General features: G+C 72.5%; 13 protein-coding genes. 8 read left to right on the forward strand and 5 right to left on the reverse strand.

What is annotated here, in order from left to right; all coding sequences use genetic code 11:
• Positions 1-38: 38 nt before the first annotated feature.
• Both ACWGKQ_RS21760 and ACWGKQ_RS21765 read right to left on the reverse strand, forming a co-directional pair.
• A complete protein-coding gene (locus ACWGKQ_RS21760) occupies positions 39-701 on the reverse strand; it encodes a response regulator (protein WP_453293583.1) in 663 nt (220 codons plus the stop codon).
• The gene (locus ACWGKQ_RS21765) at positions 698-1,861 is read right to left on the reverse strand and encodes a sensor histidine kinase (RefSeq protein WP_453293584.1); all 1,164 of its coding nucleotides are present in this window, start codon (positions 1,859-1,861) and stop codon (positions 698-700) included. The genes ACWGKQ_RS21760 and ACWGKQ_RS21765 overlap by 4 nt, the downstream gene beginning before the upstream one ends.
• A 204-nt stretch (positions 1,862-2,065) precedes the next feature.
• Here ACWGKQ_RS21765 and ACWGKQ_RS21770 point away from each other — a divergent pair, with 204 nt between their 5' ends.
• A complete protein-coding gene (locus ACWGKQ_RS21770; RefSeq protein WP_453293585.1) occupies positions 2,066-2,812 on the forward strand; it encodes a COG4705 family protein in 747 nt (248 codons plus the stop codon).
• Positions 2,813-2,818: 6 nt separating this feature from the next.
• Here the strand turns inward: ACWGKQ_RS21770 and ACWGKQ_RS21775 are convergent, their stop codons facing one another.
• Both ACWGKQ_RS21775 and ACWGKQ_RS21780 read right to left on the reverse strand, forming a co-directional pair.
• The gene (locus ACWGKQ_RS21775) at positions 2,819-3,508 is read right to left on the reverse strand and encodes a response regulator (RefSeq protein WP_453293586.1); all 690 of its coding nucleotides are present in this window, start codon (positions 3,506-3,508) and stop codon (positions 2,819-2,821) included.
• Positions 3,505-5,199: an ATP-binding protein gene (locus ACWGKQ_RS21780; RefSeq protein WP_453293587.1), complete on the reverse strand. Its 1,695-nt coding sequence runs from the start codon at positions 5,197-5,199 to the stop codon at positions 3,505-3,507. Before ACWGKQ_RS21780 ends, ACWGKQ_RS21775 begins: the two co-directional genes overlap by 4 nt.
• 258 nt (positions 5,200-5,457) lie before the next feature.
• On the opposite strand from ACWGKQ_RS21780, the gene ACWGKQ_RS21785 reads away from it, so the two are divergent.
• The 3 genes from ACWGKQ_RS21785 (at position 5,458) to ACWGKQ_RS21795 (ending at position 8,352) form a co-directional block, all read left to right on the forward strand.
• Positions 5,458-6,318, forward strand: a complete 861-nt coding sequence (locus tag ACWGKQ_RS21785; RefSeq protein WP_453293588.1) for an ABC transporter ATP-binding protein — start codon at positions 5,458-5,460, stop codon at positions 6,316-6,318.
• Complete coding sequence (locus ACWGKQ_RS21790) at positions 6,315-7,196, forward strand: ABC transporter permease (protein ID WP_453293589.1); 882 nt, start codon at positions 6,315-6,317, stop codon at positions 7,194-7,196. Before ACWGKQ_RS21785 ends, ACWGKQ_RS21790 begins: the two co-directional genes overlap by 4 nt.
• A gap of 61 nt (positions 7,197-7,257) precedes the next feature.
• Positions 7,258-8,352: an ABC transporter substrate-binding protein gene (locus tag ACWGKQ_RS21795; protein ID WP_453293590.1), complete on the forward strand. Its 1,095-nt coding sequence runs from the start codon at positions 7,258-7,260 to the stop codon at positions 8,350-8,352.
• 58 nt (positions 8,353-8,410) lie between these two features.
• On the opposite strand, the gene ACWGKQ_RS21800 is transcribed toward ACWGKQ_RS21795, so the two are convergent.
• Positions 8,411-9,733 carry a HAMP domain-containing sensor histidine kinase gene (locus tag ACWGKQ_RS21800; protein ID WP_453293591.1) on the reverse strand — a complete coding sequence of 441 codons (1,323 nt, stop codon included), beginning with the start codon at positions 9,731-9,733 and terminating at the stop codon, positions 8,411-8,413.
• Positions 9,734-9,886: 153 nt separating this feature from the next.
• Between ACWGKQ_RS21800 and ACWGKQ_RS21805 the strand changes: the two genes are divergently transcribed.
• The 4 genes from ACWGKQ_RS21805 (at position 9,887) to ACWGKQ_RS21820 (ending at position 14,635) form a co-directional block, all read left to right on the forward strand.
• Positions 9,887-10,522 (forward strand): hypothetical protein, encoded by a 636-nt coding sequence (locus ACWGKQ_RS21805; protein WP_453293592.1) that lies wholly within the window; start codon positions 9,887-9,889, stop codon positions 10,520-10,522.
• 7 nt (positions 10,523-10,529) lie between these two features.
• The gene (locus tag ACWGKQ_RS21810; RefSeq protein ID WP_453293593.1) at positions 10,530-11,267 is read left to right on the forward strand and encodes an ABC transporter ATP-binding protein; all 738 of its coding nucleotides are present in this window, start codon (positions 10,530-10,532) and stop codon (positions 11,265-11,267) included.
• On the forward strand, positions 11,254-11,916 hold the full coding sequence (locus ACWGKQ_RS21815) for an ABC transporter ATP-binding protein (protein WP_453293594.1): 663 nt from the start codon (positions 11,254-11,256) through the stop codon (positions 11,914-11,916). Before ACWGKQ_RS21810 ends, ACWGKQ_RS21815 begins: the two co-directional genes overlap by 14 nt.
• A gap of 67 nt (positions 11,917-11,983) precedes the next feature.
• Positions 11,984-14,635: an FtsX-like permease family protein gene (locus ACWGKQ_RS21820; protein ID WP_453293595.1), complete on the forward strand. Its 2,652-nt coding sequence runs from the start codon at positions 11,984-11,986 to the stop codon at positions 14,633-14,635.
• Positions 14,636-14,650 lie beyond the last annotated feature (15 nt).

A 14,650-nucleotide genomic window follows, 5' to 3' on the forward strand; every position in this document is an offset into this window, starting at 1 on the left:
ATCCCGGGAGGAACCCTCACTCTTGCGGGCGCGACCGGTCAGGCTCCGTGCGGGCGCAGTCGGTGCTCGTAGGCGAAGATCACGACCTGCACCCGGTCCCGGAGCTGCAGCTTGGCCAGGATGCGTGTGATGTGGGTCTTGACCGTGGCCTCGGTGAGGTGGAGGCGCTGGGCGATCTCCGCGTTCGTCAGGCCGGTGGCGATGAGGTGGAAGACGTCCCGTTCCCTGGCCGTCAGCTGGGCGAACAGCGCGCCGGCCGCCTCGTCACGGGGCCAGGGCGCGGCCTTGGCGAAGCGGTCGACGAGGTCGCGGGTGATGCGCGGGGTGAGTACCGCGTCACCGCCGGCCACGGCCCGGATCGCCTCGTGCAGCACGGCCGGGACGACGTCCTTGAGGAGGAATCCGCAGGCTCCCGCCCGTAGCCCCTCGAACGCGTACTCGTCGAGGTCGAAGGTGGTCAGGATGAGGACGCGGCACGGCGAGGCGCTCGTGATCCGGCGGGTCGCCTCGATGCCGTCCATCATGGGCATGCGGACGTCCATAAGGACCACGTCCGGTGCCGTCCGCCGGACGAGGTCGACGGCCTCCCGGCCGTCGGCGGCCTCCGCGACGACCGTGATGTCGGGCATCGTGCCGAGCAGGCTGCGGAACGCCATGCGGACTAGCGCCTGGTCGTCGGCGAGGAGGACCTTGATGGTCATCGCGGCTCGCTCAGCCTCAGTTCACCGGAGACCGTCCAGCCCGTGGCGGTGGGTCCCACGGTCAGGTCGCCGTCGAACAGGGCGACCCGCTCCCGCATCCCGGTCAGACCGTTGCCGGTGGAGCCGCCTGGGCGGGGGCCGGGGGCCGGTCTGCCGTCGTCGGTGACGGTGAACGCGACCCGGTGGGGATCGCGGTCCAGGACGATGTCGACCTTCGACGCCTCCGTCGCGTGCTTGACGACGTTCGTGAGTGACTCCTGCACGATCCGGTAGAGGGTGGTCTGCACCTCGGCGTCCAACTGCTGCTCGGTGCCGGTCTCGGTCAGCCGAACGTCCAGGCCGGTGCGGCGGGTCTCGTCCACCAGGGTCTTGAGCGAGCCCAGGTCCGGCTGCGGTGCCCGGTCGGCCCCGTCCTCCGCCCGCAGTACGCCGAGCAGGCGGCGCATGCCGGTCAGGGACTGCCGGCCGGTCGAGGCGGCCTGGAGCATCTGGTAGCGGGCGCCGTCCGGATCGCTCGCCGTCGTGGCCGCGGCGGCCTCGGCGAGGGCGACCACGACGACCAGCCCGTGGGCGACGATGTCATGCATCTCCCGTGCGATACGGGTGCGTTCGGCCGCCGCGGCGAGCCGGGACTGCTGGGCGCGCTCCTGCTCCAGCCGCTGGGCGCGGTCTTCCACGGAGAGCAGGTAGCGGCTCTGCGCCCGCACCGTCGTACCCAGGAAGAAGGCCGCCGCGGCCAGGCCGGTGAGCACCACCACGACGTCGTTCACGCTGCCCGGCGGCCCGAACCGCACCGCCACCACCCCGGCACCGGCCGCGACGGCGACCGCCGCGCTCAGCGAGTACCGGAGGCCGCGCTCGGCGGCGACGGTGTACAGGGCGACGAGGACGGCCAGCTCGGCGAGCGACACGGTGCCCAGGGCCCAGGTCAGCACAGCCACCACCCAGCAGCACCAGAAGACGGCGACCGGGGCCCGGCGGCGCAGCACCAGCGGCGCGATCACCGCCGCCGCCAGTGTCCAGTCCACCGCGCCGGCCCTGTTGTAGAGCAGTTCGTGGACCGCGAGGGCGGCGCAGACCAGGGGCGGCCCGAACACCAGCAGAGGCGCGAGGGCCGGCCGGCGCACACGCTCCAGGAATTCCGGGCCGATCGAAATCACGCTCCCGAGGCTACGGGACACCGGCGCACGGGACATCAACCGAAGGTCGTACACCTGCGGAAAGTAGCGACCATCGACTGACGCGCCGTTCCCACCCGCATTTCTAACCTCACCGGAAGGACACCCCGAGTACGACACAGATAAATCACAGAAAGCAGAAGTCGGGAAATGGAAAAGAAATCACCGGCGAATACGCCGACGAAAGTGGCCGAGGCCACCGCGCTCTTCTGGATCGTCAAGGTCCTCACCACCGGCATGGGTGAGGCCACCTCCGACTTTCTCGGTCAGTGGAGCCTGTGGCTGTCCGCCGGGACGAGTGCCGCCGCCCTGGTGGGCGCCTTCTGGTGGCAGTTCCGCTCCTCGCGGTACCACCCCGCGCCGTACTGGTTCACCGTCGCGATGATCGCGGTCTTCGGCACCGCCGCCGCGGACTGCTTCCGCGTCGGACTGCACGTACCCCTGCCGGTCACGACCACCGGGTATGCGATCGCCCTGGCCGGGTGCTTCGCCGCCTGGTACGCGACCGAACACACGCTGTCGATCCACACCGTCACCACGCGCCGTCGCGAGGTCTTCTACTGGCTGACCGTGCTGCTCACCTTCGCCCTGGGCACCGCCGCCGGCGACCTCACCGGCTTCTACCTCGACCTCGGATTCGTGCACTCCGCGCTGCTGTTCGGCGCGGCCATCCTCGTGCCGTGGCTGCTGCACCGCTTCGCCGGGCTCAACGCCGTCGCCGCGTTCTGGTCCTCGTACGTCCTCACCCGCCCCCTCGGTGCCTCACTCGCCGACTGGCTCGGCATGGACAAGCCGCTCGGCGTCGGCGTCGGCTTCGGCACCACGGCGATCCTGGCCGCGCTGGTGTGCGCCGCACTGGTCGGCTACCTCGCCCTGTGCCACCCGCGCGACGACCACGACACCCCGGCGCTCACTCCCGCCGCCCTGCCCTGATCCGGATCAGTGCGCGGCGCGGTAACGGTGCTCGGGGCGTCCGGTGGCTCCGTAACGCAGTTCGAGCCGGACCATGCCCTCCTTGACGAGGTAGGACAGATAGCGCTGAGCGGTGGCACGGGAGACCCCGGTGCGTTCGGCGGCCTCCGCTGCCGACAGGGCGTCGTGGGCGGTGCGCAGGGTCTGGTGCAGCAGGGCCAGCGTCGGGGCGGAGTGGCCCTTGGCGGGGACGCGGGGCACGGCCGGCGGGCGGGCGGCGCTGAACAGGGCGTCCACATCGGCCTGGTGGGTCTCCGGGACCGTACCGAGGGCGTCCATGCGGTGCTGGAGCTCGCGGTAGGCGGTGAGTCGTTCGGCGAGGTCGGGCGCGCCGAAGGGTTTGACCAGGTAGCCGACGGCGCCGAGTTTCATCGCGATCCGCACCGACGTGATGTCCCGGTCGGCGGTGATCATGATGGCGTCGGGGCGGTCGCCGCCCTCGTCCCCGCTCAGCCGGCGCAGCACGTCGAGCCCGCTGCCGTCCGGCAGGAAGATGTCCAGCAGCAGCAGGTCCGGCTGGAGGGTGCGCACCGCGCCGAGCGCCGCGTCCACGGTCGCCGCCTGGCCGACCACCTCGAAGCCCTTGACTCGGGACGCGTAGTCGCAGTGGATGCGGCTGACCCGGAAGTCGTCGTCCACCACCAGGGTCCGGATCACCAGCGGTCACCTCCTGCGATGCCGTCCGGCGCGCCGACCGGCACCGGCGGAGCCGTGGTGAACAGAGCGCCCAGCGGCGCCGGGGCGGTGTCGGGCACGGGCAACGTCACGGTGAAGACCGCACCAGGCCCCTCGCTGACCGTGATCGTGCCGCCGTGCCGCTGCGCCAGCCGGTGGACGAGGGCGAGTCCGAGACCGCGCCGCGCGGTGCCGCGGTCCGGGCGGGTCGACCAGCCGTCCTCGAAGATCGACTCAGCGGTGCCCGGAGTGATGCCCGGCCCGGTGTCGGCCACCTCCACCCGCACCGCGTCGACGGCCTCGATCAACGACAGCCGCACCGCACAGCCGCCCGGCCGCGCCGGTCCGATCGCCGACGCGTCGATCGCGTTGTCCAGGAGGTTGCCGACGATGGTCAGCAGCCGACGCAGATGCGGCGGGTCCTCGCCCAGCGCGGAATCGTCGCTGAGGACGATCCGTACCCCGCGTTCCGCGGCCACCGTGATCTTGGCGACGATCAGTCCCACGAGCAGCGGGTTGCCGATCCGTTCCCGTACGGACTCGGTCAGCGCCTGCTCGGCGCCGGCCGTCTCGACGGCGAACTCGTAGGCGGCGTCGTGATCGCCGATGTCCAGCAGCCCGGCCACCGTGTGCATCCGGTTGGTGAACTCGTGCTGCTGGGCGCGCAGCGCGTCGGTGAGCCCGCGCACCGAGTCCAGTTCGCGCAGCAGCCCGATGAGCTCGGTGCGGTCGCGCACGGTGACCACGGCGCCCAGTTCACGGCCGTGCAGGGCCACCGGCATCCGGTTGACGACCAGGCAGTGGTCGTCGGTGAGCACGCTGACGTCGCTGCCGGTCAGGGTGCCGTCCAGGGCGCGGCGCAGCCGCCCGTCCGGCAGCACCTCCGCCAGCGTGCTGCCGAGGGCGGTGCCGAGGCCGAGCAGGTCGCGGGCCTCGTCGTTGACGACCGTGATCCTGCCGCCGGGGTCGAAGGCGACAACTCCCTCACGGATGCCGTGCAGCATCGCCTCCCGGTCCTGCAGCAACCCGGCGATCTCCTCCAGTTCCAGCCCGAACGTCGTCCGCTTGAGCCGTCCGGCCAGCAGGAACGCGGCAGCCGAGCCGAGCGCGACAGCGATGGCGCTGTACAGGCCGAAGGTCGGCAGCTCGCGCCACAGCTCGCCCAGCACATAGTGCTCCGGGATGCCCGCGGACACCTCGCCGACCAGCTTGCCGGTGGGCCCGTACAGCGGAGCCTTGCCGTTGGCGGAACGCCCGGTCGCGCCCTGGTCGGTACCGACGTGGGGCCTGCCGTCCAGCACCACGATCGGATCGCCCGTCGGGTCGCCGATCAGCGTCGGGTCGGGGTGGGAGTGGCGGATGCCGCGCAGGTCGAGCACGACCACGTACGACGCCCCCGACGCCTTGCGGATCCGTTCGGCCACGGTCTGCACCACGTCGCCGCCGCCCCCGTACTCCATGGCGTGCCGGATCTGCGGTTCGGCGGCCGTGGTCTGCGCGATGTCGAGCGCCCGCTGCTCGTAGGCACGGTCGATCTCGCCCCGCTGCGCGAAGGCGAACAGCACGAAGCCGATCAGCCCGGTCAGCGCCAGGATGGCCAGCTGGTTGGCCAGAATCCGCGCGGAGAGCCGCCCCTTCCCGCCACGGCCGACCGGGATACGGATGGGTTTCAACGGTGTCCCTCGCGTCTCTCGCCTGTCGTACGGCTGCCGGGCTCGGCCCCTGTGCCGTACCCGTGGTGGCGCGATTGTGCCCCCGCCCTCGGCCTTCTGCCCACCCCCGGATCGCTGAGCAGAACGAGCAGAACTCCGGCTTACACGGCTAACGCGGGATACGGATGAAACAGCGACGTAACACCCGGCGGCCTCTAGCGTCTGCCTTCCTCGACCCCCGAGGTTCGACCCCCGAGGTTAGGAAGGAGACGGCCTCAGATGGCTTCGCGAAACGATGCCGCGGTGAGTCCGGTCGCCGACAGGACCGGCCAGGACAGCGCGCGAGTCGAGATCTCCGGGCTCACCAAACGTTTTCTGACCCCTGCCGGTGAGGTGTTCACGGCACTGCGGGACGTTTCGTTCACCGTGGAGCCCGGCCAGTTCTGCGCGGTGGTGGGCCCGACCGGCTGCGGCAAGTCCACGACGCTGGGCATGGTGTCCGGGCTCGACCGGCCCAGCGAGGGCTCGGTCAGGGTCGGCGGCCGTGAGGTGGACGGCGTCACCGACGGCGTCAGCTTCATGTTCCAGGCCGACGCGCTACTGCCCTGGAAGACCGTGCTCGGCAACGTCTTGATGGGCCCCGTCTTCCGTGGGGTGCCCAAGCGGCAGGCCCAGGTCTCGGCGCGCGACTGGCTGCGCCGGGTGGGCCTCGCGGGGTTCGAGGACCGCTATCCGCACCAGCTCTCCGGCGGTATGCGCAAGCGCGTGGCGATGGCCGCGGCGCTGATCAACGAACCCCGGATCCTGATCATGGACGAGCCGTTCGGTGCCCTGGACGTGCAGACCAAGGCGATCATGTCCACCGAACTGCTCGGCCTGTGGGAGCAGATCCGGCCTTCGGTCATATTCATCACCCACGACCTCGACGAGGCCGTGGCGCTCGCCGACCGGGTCGTCGTCATGACGTCCAGCCCCGGGTCGGTCAAGGCGGTCTTCGACATCGATCTGCCGCGCCCGCGCGGCTCGGTCCAGGAGATCCGCTTCCAGCCCCGCTTCATCGAACTTCAGCACCGGATCTGGGACTCGCTGCGCGAGGAGGTGGAGCGCGCCTACGCACGCACCGCAGGAGGTACGGCATGAGCACGACGTCCGCTGTTTCCCCCGCTCCCGTCAGGGGCGGCGCACCGCTCTCGGCCGGGGCGGCCGCCAAGCGCGCCCGCCGGCGCCGCATCGCCCTGGTGTGGGCGGGCCGCATCGGTCTCGCGGTGCTCGTCCTCGGTGGCTGGCAGGCGTTCACCACCTGGGGGATCGTCGACCCGTTCTTCTTCGGGCAGCCCTCGGGCATCGCCAGGCGGCTGGCCGACCTCTTCCGGCACGGCACCGAGTTCGGGTCCTTCTACGCGAACATCTGGACGACGATCCAGGAGGCACTCGTCGGCTTCGCCGTCGGGGCCGTCGCCGGCGTGGTCTTCGGTGTCGCGCTGGGCCAGAGCCGCTTCCTCGCGGACGTCCTCGGCCCCTACATCAAGATGGTCAACGCGATCCCGCGGATCGTCCTCGGCTCGATCTTCATCGTCGCGTTCGGCATCGGCGTGCTGCCGAAGATCCTGCTCGCCGCGGTGCTGGTGTTCTTCATCGTCTTCTTCAACGCCTTCCAGGGCGTGCGCGAGGTCGACCGCAACATCCTCGCCAACGCCAGGGTGCTCGGCGCCTCACAGCTGCAGATCATCCGGCATGTCACCGTGCCCTCCGCGCTCACGTGGATCATCGCCAGCCTGCACAGCGCCTTCGGCTTCGCCATCGTCGGCGCGCTCGTCGGGGAGGTGCTCGGCGCGCAGAGCGGCCTGGGCCTGGTCATCAAGACCGCGCAGAACAACTTCGACCCCAACGGCGTGTTCGCCACGATGCTCGTCATCTCGGTCATCGTGCTCGGTGCCGAGTGGGTGATCGGCAAGCTCGAACGCCGGCTGCTGTCCTGGCGTCCGCCGGCCCCGTCCGAGGCGTCGAACGCCCTCTGACCCGCCCCCTCCCCTCCCTCGCTCTTCCCTGTTCGACCTCAGAAAAGGAATGTGGCCAGCCATGTCCAGACGACCCGCCACCGTCGCCGCGTCTCTCCTCACCGTTCTCGCCCTCGGCGCGGTCAGCGCCTGTTCCGGCAACTCCGGCAGCACCACCGCGACCAGCGGCTCCGGCGGCACACCGACGGTCAAGCTCATGGTCGGCGGTATCGACAAGCAGATCTACCTGCCCTACCAGCTCGCCCAGAACCTCGGCTTCTACAAGAAGTACGGCGTCGACGTCCAGCTCAGCACGGAGCAGGACGGCGGTGTCGGCGCGGAGGAGGCCATGGCCTCGGGGCAGGTGGACATGGCGGGTGCCTGGTACAACCACACGATCGAGTTCCAGGCCAAGGGCAAGGCGGTGGAGGACGTCGTCCAGCTCTCCGGCGCACCGGGCGAGCGGGAGATGTGCACCAGGAAGTCGGGCGTCGCCTCGGGCGCCGACTTCAAGGGCAAGACCCTGGGCGTCACCGACCTGGGCTCGGGCACCGACACGCTCACCCAGTTCCTGGCCGCCAAGAAGGGCGTCAAGACGAGTCAGTTCCACCGGATCGGGGTCGGCGCGGGCTCCACGGCCATCGCCGCCCTGCAGAACGGCAAGGTCGACTGCGTGATGACGACGCAGCCGACGGTCGCCGCGATCCAGAAGAAGGGTGTCGGCACCTCCGCGATCGACCTGGCCACCACGCAGGGCGCCACAGCGGCGATGGGCGGCGCCTACCCCGCGGCCAGTGTGCTCGCCCGCACCGACTGGGTGAACGCGCACAAGGACACGGTGCAGAAGGTCGTCGACGCGCTGGTCGCCACCATGCACTGGATCAACACGCACAGCGCGGCCGACATCGCGAACAAACTGCCGGCGTCGTTCGTCTCGAACCAGCTGGTGACCAAGGCCGACTACATCAGCGCTCTGACCGAGGACAAGGGCCAGTTCCTCCCGGACGGCATCATGCCGGCCGGCGGTCCGAAGACCTCTCTGGCGACGGAGCAGCTGGTCGGCAATGTGAAGGGTTCGGTGGACCTCAGTAAGACGTTCACCAACGAGTTCGCTCTCCAGGCCGACAAGACCGAGGGGTTCAAGACCACCACGACCCCGGCAGGACCGACCGGCTGATCCCCGCCGGACACGGGGCCGCTCCGGTGCCGGCCACCGGGGTGGCCCCGCGGGATGCTCACCCACCTGTCCCCGCCCCTTGTGTCCCGTCGTGGCCGACAGGAAGGAGCAGGGTGAACGTGGCGGGGTGGCGGCTGGTCAGGGAGAGCCTGCCGCCGAGGGAGACGGCCAGGTCGCGGGCGAGGGCCAGGCCGATGCCCGTTCCGTGCCCGTTCCCGGTACGGCCGCGGTCGAAGAGCCGGGACGGCTCGCCCGTCACGGCACCCTCGTCGCTCACGTCGAGCGCGAGGGCGTCCTCCAGGTCCCGCACCGCCACCCGGACCGTGCCGCGCCCGTGCACCCGGGCGTTGTCCAGCAGGATGCCGAGCACCTCCGACACGGACGCGCCCGGAACACGGACGTCGGCAGGCGCGTCCTCGCCGGCGCACTCCAGACGCCTGCCGTCCTGGGCGAAGAGGCCGTGCCACCGCTCCTCCGTCTCCCGCAGCAGCTGTCGTACGCCGATCGTCCCGGCCGTGGGGCGAGCCGTCTTACCGGAGCGGGACAGGCGCAGCACCTCCTCCACCGTGTGATGCAGGCGCTCGGTGGTGGCCAGCGCCTCGGCCAGTACGGGCCGCAGCCGGGCGTCGTCGTCCTGGGCGAGGCCCGCTTCCAGGGTGAGCTGCAGGCCGGTGAGCGGGGTGCGCAGCTGGTGGGAGGCGTTGGCGGTGAAGTCACGTTCACGGCGCAGGAGTTCGGCGAGGCTGTGCAGCATCTCGTTGTGCGTGCGGGCGACCTGGTCGATCTCGGCGACGCTGCTCGGGGCGGCCCGTGCGGTCAGGTCGCCCTCGGTCACCGCCCGGCAGTGCCGGGAGAGGTCCTCCAGCGGCGCGGCCAGCGCCCGGGCCTGGCGGCGGGCGACGAGGACGGCGACGACCAGCGCGATCACGGCCACGCCGAGCAGCAGCGTCCAGGCGGCGACCACCCGGTCGCGTACGGCGTCGGCGGGGGTGGAAGCCCGTACGACGCCGATCACCTTCTCGGCGTGGGAGACGGGCACGGCCACCACCAGGTCGGCCCCCGCCCGGCCCCGTACCGCCGCACCGCCCAGGGCCTGCCGGACCGGGATGTCTCCGGGCCGCGGGCCGCTGCCCGCGCGCAGGCGCAGTCGAGAGTCGTACAGGCCCAGCCGCCCGCCGGCCGGGGGTGCGGGCAGTTCCACCGGGTCGCCGGTCACGAAGTCCGGACTCACCCGTACGGCCGCGGCCAGGGCCGACCGTTCCAGGGTGTCGCGCTGGTCGGCGTACAGGGACGACCTGATCGCCAGGGCCAGCGGGACGGCGAGGAGGACGACGGCGACCAGAGCGGCGGTCAGGGCGACTCGCACCACGCGCTGTCTCATGCCCTCATGATGCGGGCCGCTCACCTGGGCGGATGCGCTGCGCCACACGCTTTTGCCGTCGTCTAACCCTCGGCGGGCGGGGCGTTAACCGGCCGCTTCCTAGCGTCGGTGCCATGACCGTCCGGTCCGAGGCTCCTCTGGAGGGCAGTGGCCATGGCAGCACACACAAGGACGTACGCGGGCGTCGGGCTGGCCCTCGTGGCGGCGGTGACCGCCGGCTGTTCCGGCTCCGGGTCGCACGCCGGCTCCGGTGGCCCGGCTTCCGGGTCGACGACCGTGAGCGGCCGGAACCAGCCGGCGCCCAGCGATTCCAACCCGCCCGGCGACATCCCCGACAACCAGGTGTACGTCCCCTACCGGCCGGCCGGCGGTTCCTTCACCGGCTTCACCCTGAAGGTGCCCGAGGGCTGGGCCCGCACCGGCCAGGGCGGCACCACCGCGTTCACCGACAAGCTCAACACCGTGACGATCACCGCCGCTTCCGCCTCCGGCGCGCCCACGGTCGGCTCGGTCACCAACACGGTCGTACCCCAACTCCGCTCCCAGGTCGCGAAGTTCTCCTCGCCCAAGGTGAGTGAGGTGACCCGGCACGCCGGCCGCGTGGTCCTGCTGACCTATCAGGGCGACTCGGCGAGGGACCCGGTCACCGGCAAGGTGGTGCGGGACGCTTTCGAGCGGTACGCGTTCTACCGCGCGGGACACGAGGTGGCCCTGACCCTGTCGGGGCCGGTCAAGGCCGACAACGTCGACCCGTGGCGCATCGTCAGCGACTCCTTCGCCTGGCGGTGAGTGCGTCATGTCCGACGGCACACAGACGGGGGGCGCCGCCGCCGACGTCGTCCTCACGGCCCGCGAGCTGTACCGCTTCTACCGGGCCGGGGAGGAGGAGACGCTCGCGCTGCGCGGGGTGTCCTTGAAGGTGCGGCACGGTGAGACGGTCGCGGTCGTGGGTCCGTCCGGGGCCGGCAAGTCGACGCTGCTGGCGTGCCTGGCCGGACTCGACGAGCCCTCCGGCGGCGAGGTCCGCGTCGACGGCGTGCGGATCAGCCACCGGCCCGAGACCGAGCGGGCCCGGTTGCGGGCCCGGCACATCGGCGTCCTGTTGCAGTCCCGCAACCTGCTGCCGCACCTGAGCGTGCGGGACAACGTCCGTCTGCCGCAGCGGGCGCGGGGCCGCAGGGCCCCCGTCCCGGCCGGGGAACTGCTGGCCCGGGTGGGGCTGGCCGACCGGGCGCACGCCCTGCCGCGCGAGCTGTCCGGCGGCGAGCTGGCGCGGGCCGGGCTCGCCGTGGCGCTGGCCAACGCGCCCGCCGTGCTGCTCGCCGACGAACCGACCGGCGAACTGGACGGCGAGACCGAGCGGTTGGTGCTGTCGATGCTGCGGGAGCGGGCCGCGGAGGGGTGCGCGGTGCTGATCGTCACGCACAGCCGGGAAGCCGTCCGCATCGCGGACCGGGTGATCACCCTGACGGACGGGAAGGCCACCGAGGCCCCGCGGCCGGATCGCGAGGAGGCGTCCGATGCCGTCGGATGAGGTGCTCGTCAGCTGCGCGGACGCGGCCCTGACCTTCGGTCGGGGACCTCAGGCGGTCGTGGCCGTGCACGGGGCCGACCTGGAGATCCGGGCCGGGGACCGGCTCGCGGTCGTCGGCCCCTCGGGGTCGGGCAAGAGCTCGCTGCTGCACCTGCTCGCCGGACTCGAACAGCCCACCGGCGGGACCGTCACCCGGGCCGCCTCGCTCGGGCCGTACGACATCGGCCTGGTGTTCCAGGGCGACAGCCTGATCCCGGCCCTGGACGTGGCGGAGAACACCGCTCTGCCCCTGGTCCTCGCCGATCGTCCGGAGGGCGAGGCGCGACGGTGCGCGCTCGCGGCACTCGCCCTGGTGGACGCCGCCGACCTGGCCGACCGGCTCCCGGAGGAGATCTCCGGCGGCCAGGCGCAGCGGGTGGCCGCCGCCCGGGTCCTGGCCCAGGCGCCCCGCCTGATCCTGGCCGACGAACCCACCGGCCGCCTCGACCACGCCACCGGCGCCCGCGTCCTGGACGCCCTGCTGACGGCCGCCGATCACACCGGCGCGGCACTCGTCGTCACGACCCACGACCCGGCCGTCGCCGCCCGGCTCACCGTCCGCCGCGGCATGCGCGACGGGCGGCTGCTCGCACCCGAGGAGGTTCCGTGACCACCGCCCGGGCGCGGGGACCGCTCCGGCGCCGCACCGGAACCCTGCCGACCGCGGAGGAGATGCCATGATCGCCGCCTGGGCCCGCGGCCTGGCCCGCCACCGCGCCGGACGGCTCCTGGCCGCCCTGACCGGCATCGCGCTGGCGGTCGCCCTGGTCGCCGCGCTCGGCTCCTTCCTCACCGCGTCGAAGGCGACCATGACCCAGCGCGCCGTGCGCTCGGTCGCCGTGGACTGGCAGGTCCAGGTGCAGCCCGGGGCCGACCCGCACACGATCCTGTCCCTGGTGGCCGGGACCCCGGGCACCCGCGCCGCGCTGCCCGTCGGCTTCGCGCACACCGGCGGCTTCACCGCTCGGGTGCAGGGAAGCACCCAGACCACCGGCCCGGGCATGGCCCTCGGCCTGCCCGACGGCTACCGTGCCCGCTTCCCCGACGCCGTCCGCACGCTCTCCGGCTCGTCCACCGGTGTCCTGCTGGCCCAGCAGACCGCCTCCAACCTGCACGCGGCCCCCGGCGACACCATCGGTGTCCGGTTCCCCGGTGCCGGTCCGCGCCAGGTGAAGGTGGACGGTGTGGTCGACCTGCCCCAGGCCGACTCCCTCTTCCAGACCGTCGGCGCCCCCAGCCAGTCCCAGCCGACGGCGCCCCCGGACAACGTCGTCCTGCTGCCCGCCGCCCGGTTCGCCGACCTCACCCGCGGCGCCACCGGTGTCACCACCCAGATCCACACCGCTCGCGACAACGCCCGGCTGCCCTCCGACCCGGCCTCGGCGTACTCCGCCGTCACCGGCGCCGCCCACCACCTCGAAGCCCGCTCCTCGGGCACCGCCCTGGTCGGCGACAACGTCGGCGCGGCTCTCGACTCGGCCCGCCAGGACGCCCTGTACGCCCAGATCCTCTTCCTCTTCCTCGGGGTGCCGGGCGCGGTGCTGGCCGCCACGCTGACGGCGGCGGTCGCCTCGGCCGGCGGCGAACGGCGCCGCCAGGAACAGGGGCTGCTGCGGCTGCGCGGCCTGCGACCCCGTCAGATCACCGCACTCGCCGGTCTGGAGGCCGCCCTGATCGGCCTCGCGGGAGGGCTGGCCGGGCTGGGCATCGCCGCCCTCACCGGCCGTCTCGCCTTCGGCACCGCCTCCTTCGGAGCGAGCGCTGCGACCTGGTCCGTCTGGTACGCCGTCGCCTTCGTCCTCGGAGCCGCGGTGGCCGCGGGCGCCGTGCTCCTCCCCGCCGTGCGGGACCTGCGCACGGTCACCGTCGCCGACACCCGCAGGCAGGAGGACGTACGATGCTCCCGATCGCCGTGGTGGATGCGGTACGGCCTGGACTTCGCCCTGCTGATCGGCTCCTGGCTCGTCTTCCGCGCCTCCTCCGGCAACCAGTACGCACTCGTCCTCGCGCCCGAGGGCGTCCCCAGCATCTCCGTGTCGTACTGGGCGTTCCTCGGCCCCGCCCTGCTGTGGATCGGCGCGGCCCTGCTGCTGTGGCGCCTCACCCTGCTCGCCCTCGCCCACGGCCGCCCCGCCCTGGCCCGGCTGGTCCGGCCGCTGACCGCGACCCTGGCCGGCACCACCGCCGCCGTCCTGGCCCGGCGCCGCCGCCCGTTCGCCCGGTCGGTGGTGCTGCTCGCCCTCGCCGTCTCCTTCGCGATCTCCACCGCAGTCTTCAACGCCACCTACCGCCAGCAGGCCGAGGTCGACGCCCGGCTGACCAACGGCGCCGACGTCACCGTCACCGAACCACCCGGCGCCCAGCTCCCGCCCACCGCCGGGGCAGCACTGAAGATCCCCGGCGTACGGCACGTCGAGCCCCTCCAGCACCGCTTCGCCTACGTCGGGTCCGACCTCCAGGACCTCTACGGCGTCCGCCCCGGCACCATCGCGCGGGCCACCTCGCTCCAGGACGCCTACTTCGCGGGCGGCACCGCCGACCGGCTGATGCGCCGCCTCGCCCAGCGCCCGGACAACCTCCTCGTCAGCGTCGAGACCGTGAACGACTTCCAGCTCTCCCCCGGCGACACCCTCAACCTGCGCATCCAGGACGCCCGCACCAAGTCCCTGCGCGTCGTCCCCTTCCACTACGCCGGCATCGCCAAGGAGTTCCCCACCGCCCCCAAGGACAGCTTCTTCGTCGCCAACGCCTCCTACATCGCCAGGGCCACCGGGGACGACTCGGCCGGCGCCTTCCTCCTCGACACCGATGGCACGAACCAGCAGCGGATCGCGGCACAGCTGCGCCGACAGCTCGGTACCCGGGCCACCGTCACCGACCTCACCCAGACCCGCGGCACCGTCGGCACCAGTCTGACCTCCGTCGACCTGGCCGGCCTCACCCGCATCGAGCTGGCCTTCGCCGTCCTGCTCGCCGCCGGGGCGGGCGGCCTGGTCCTCGGCCTCGGACTCGCCGAACGCCGCCGCACGTTCGCCATCGCCGGCGTCCTCGGCGCGCGACCGCGCCACCTGCGCGGCATGGTCCTCTCCGAGGCCCTGTTGCTGGCCGCCGGCGGCCTGGCCGGAGGCACCCTGATCGGCTGGGCCCTGTCGGAGATGCTGGTCAAGGTTCTGACCGGCGTCTTCGATCCGCCACCCGCGGTCCTGTCGATCCCCGGCGCCTACCTGGCACTCACCGGGGCGACCGCCGTCGCAGCCGTCCTCGCCGCGGCCCTCAACGGCATCCGCGGCAGCCACCGCCCCGCGGTGGAGGAGCTCCGGGACCTGTGAACTCGGCGTGCGCCG

The sequence above is a fragment of the Streptomyces sp. NPDC054770 genome (genome assembly GCF_053611985.1).

Bases quoted from the DNA above. Each gene is read 5' to 3' on its own strand.
- ACWGKQ_RS21815 (WP_453293594.1), top strand. From the start codon at position 11,254: ATGCCGTCGGATGAGGTGCTCGTCAGCTGCGCGGACGCGGCCCTGACC.
- ACWGKQ_RS21820 (WP_453293595.1), top strand. From the start codon at position 11,984: ATGATCGCCGCCTGGGCCCGCGGCCTGGCCCGCCACCGCGCCGGACGG.
- ACWGKQ_RS21800 (WP_453293591.1), bottom strand. From the start codon at position 9,733: ATGAGACAGCGCGTGGTGCGAGTCGCCCTGACCGCCGCTCTGGTCGCC.
- ACWGKQ_RS21785 (WP_453293588.1), top strand. From the start codon at position 5,458: ATGGCTTCGCGAAACGATGCCGCGGTGAGTCCGGTCGCCGACAGGACC.
- ACWGKQ_RS21810 (WP_453293593.1), top strand. From the start codon at position 10,530: ATGTCCGACGGCACACAGACGGGGGGCGCCGCCGCCGACGTCGTCCTC.
- ACWGKQ_RS21790 (WP_453293589.1), top strand. From the start codon at position 6,315: ATGAGCACGACGTCCGCTGTTTCCCCCGCTCCCGTCAGGGGCGGCGCA.
- ACWGKQ_RS21795 (WP_453293590.1), top strand. From the start codon at position 7,258: ATGTCCAGACGACCCGCCACCGTCGCCGCGTCTCTCCTCACCGTTCTC.
- ACWGKQ_RS21760 (WP_453293583.1), bottom strand. From the start codon at position 701: ATGACCATCAAGGTCCTCCTCGCCGACGACCAGGCGCTAGTCCGCATG.
- ACWGKQ_RS21805 (WP_453293592.1), top strand. From the start codon at position 9,887: ATGGCAGCACACACAAGGACGTACGCGGGCGTCGGGCTGGCCCTCGTG.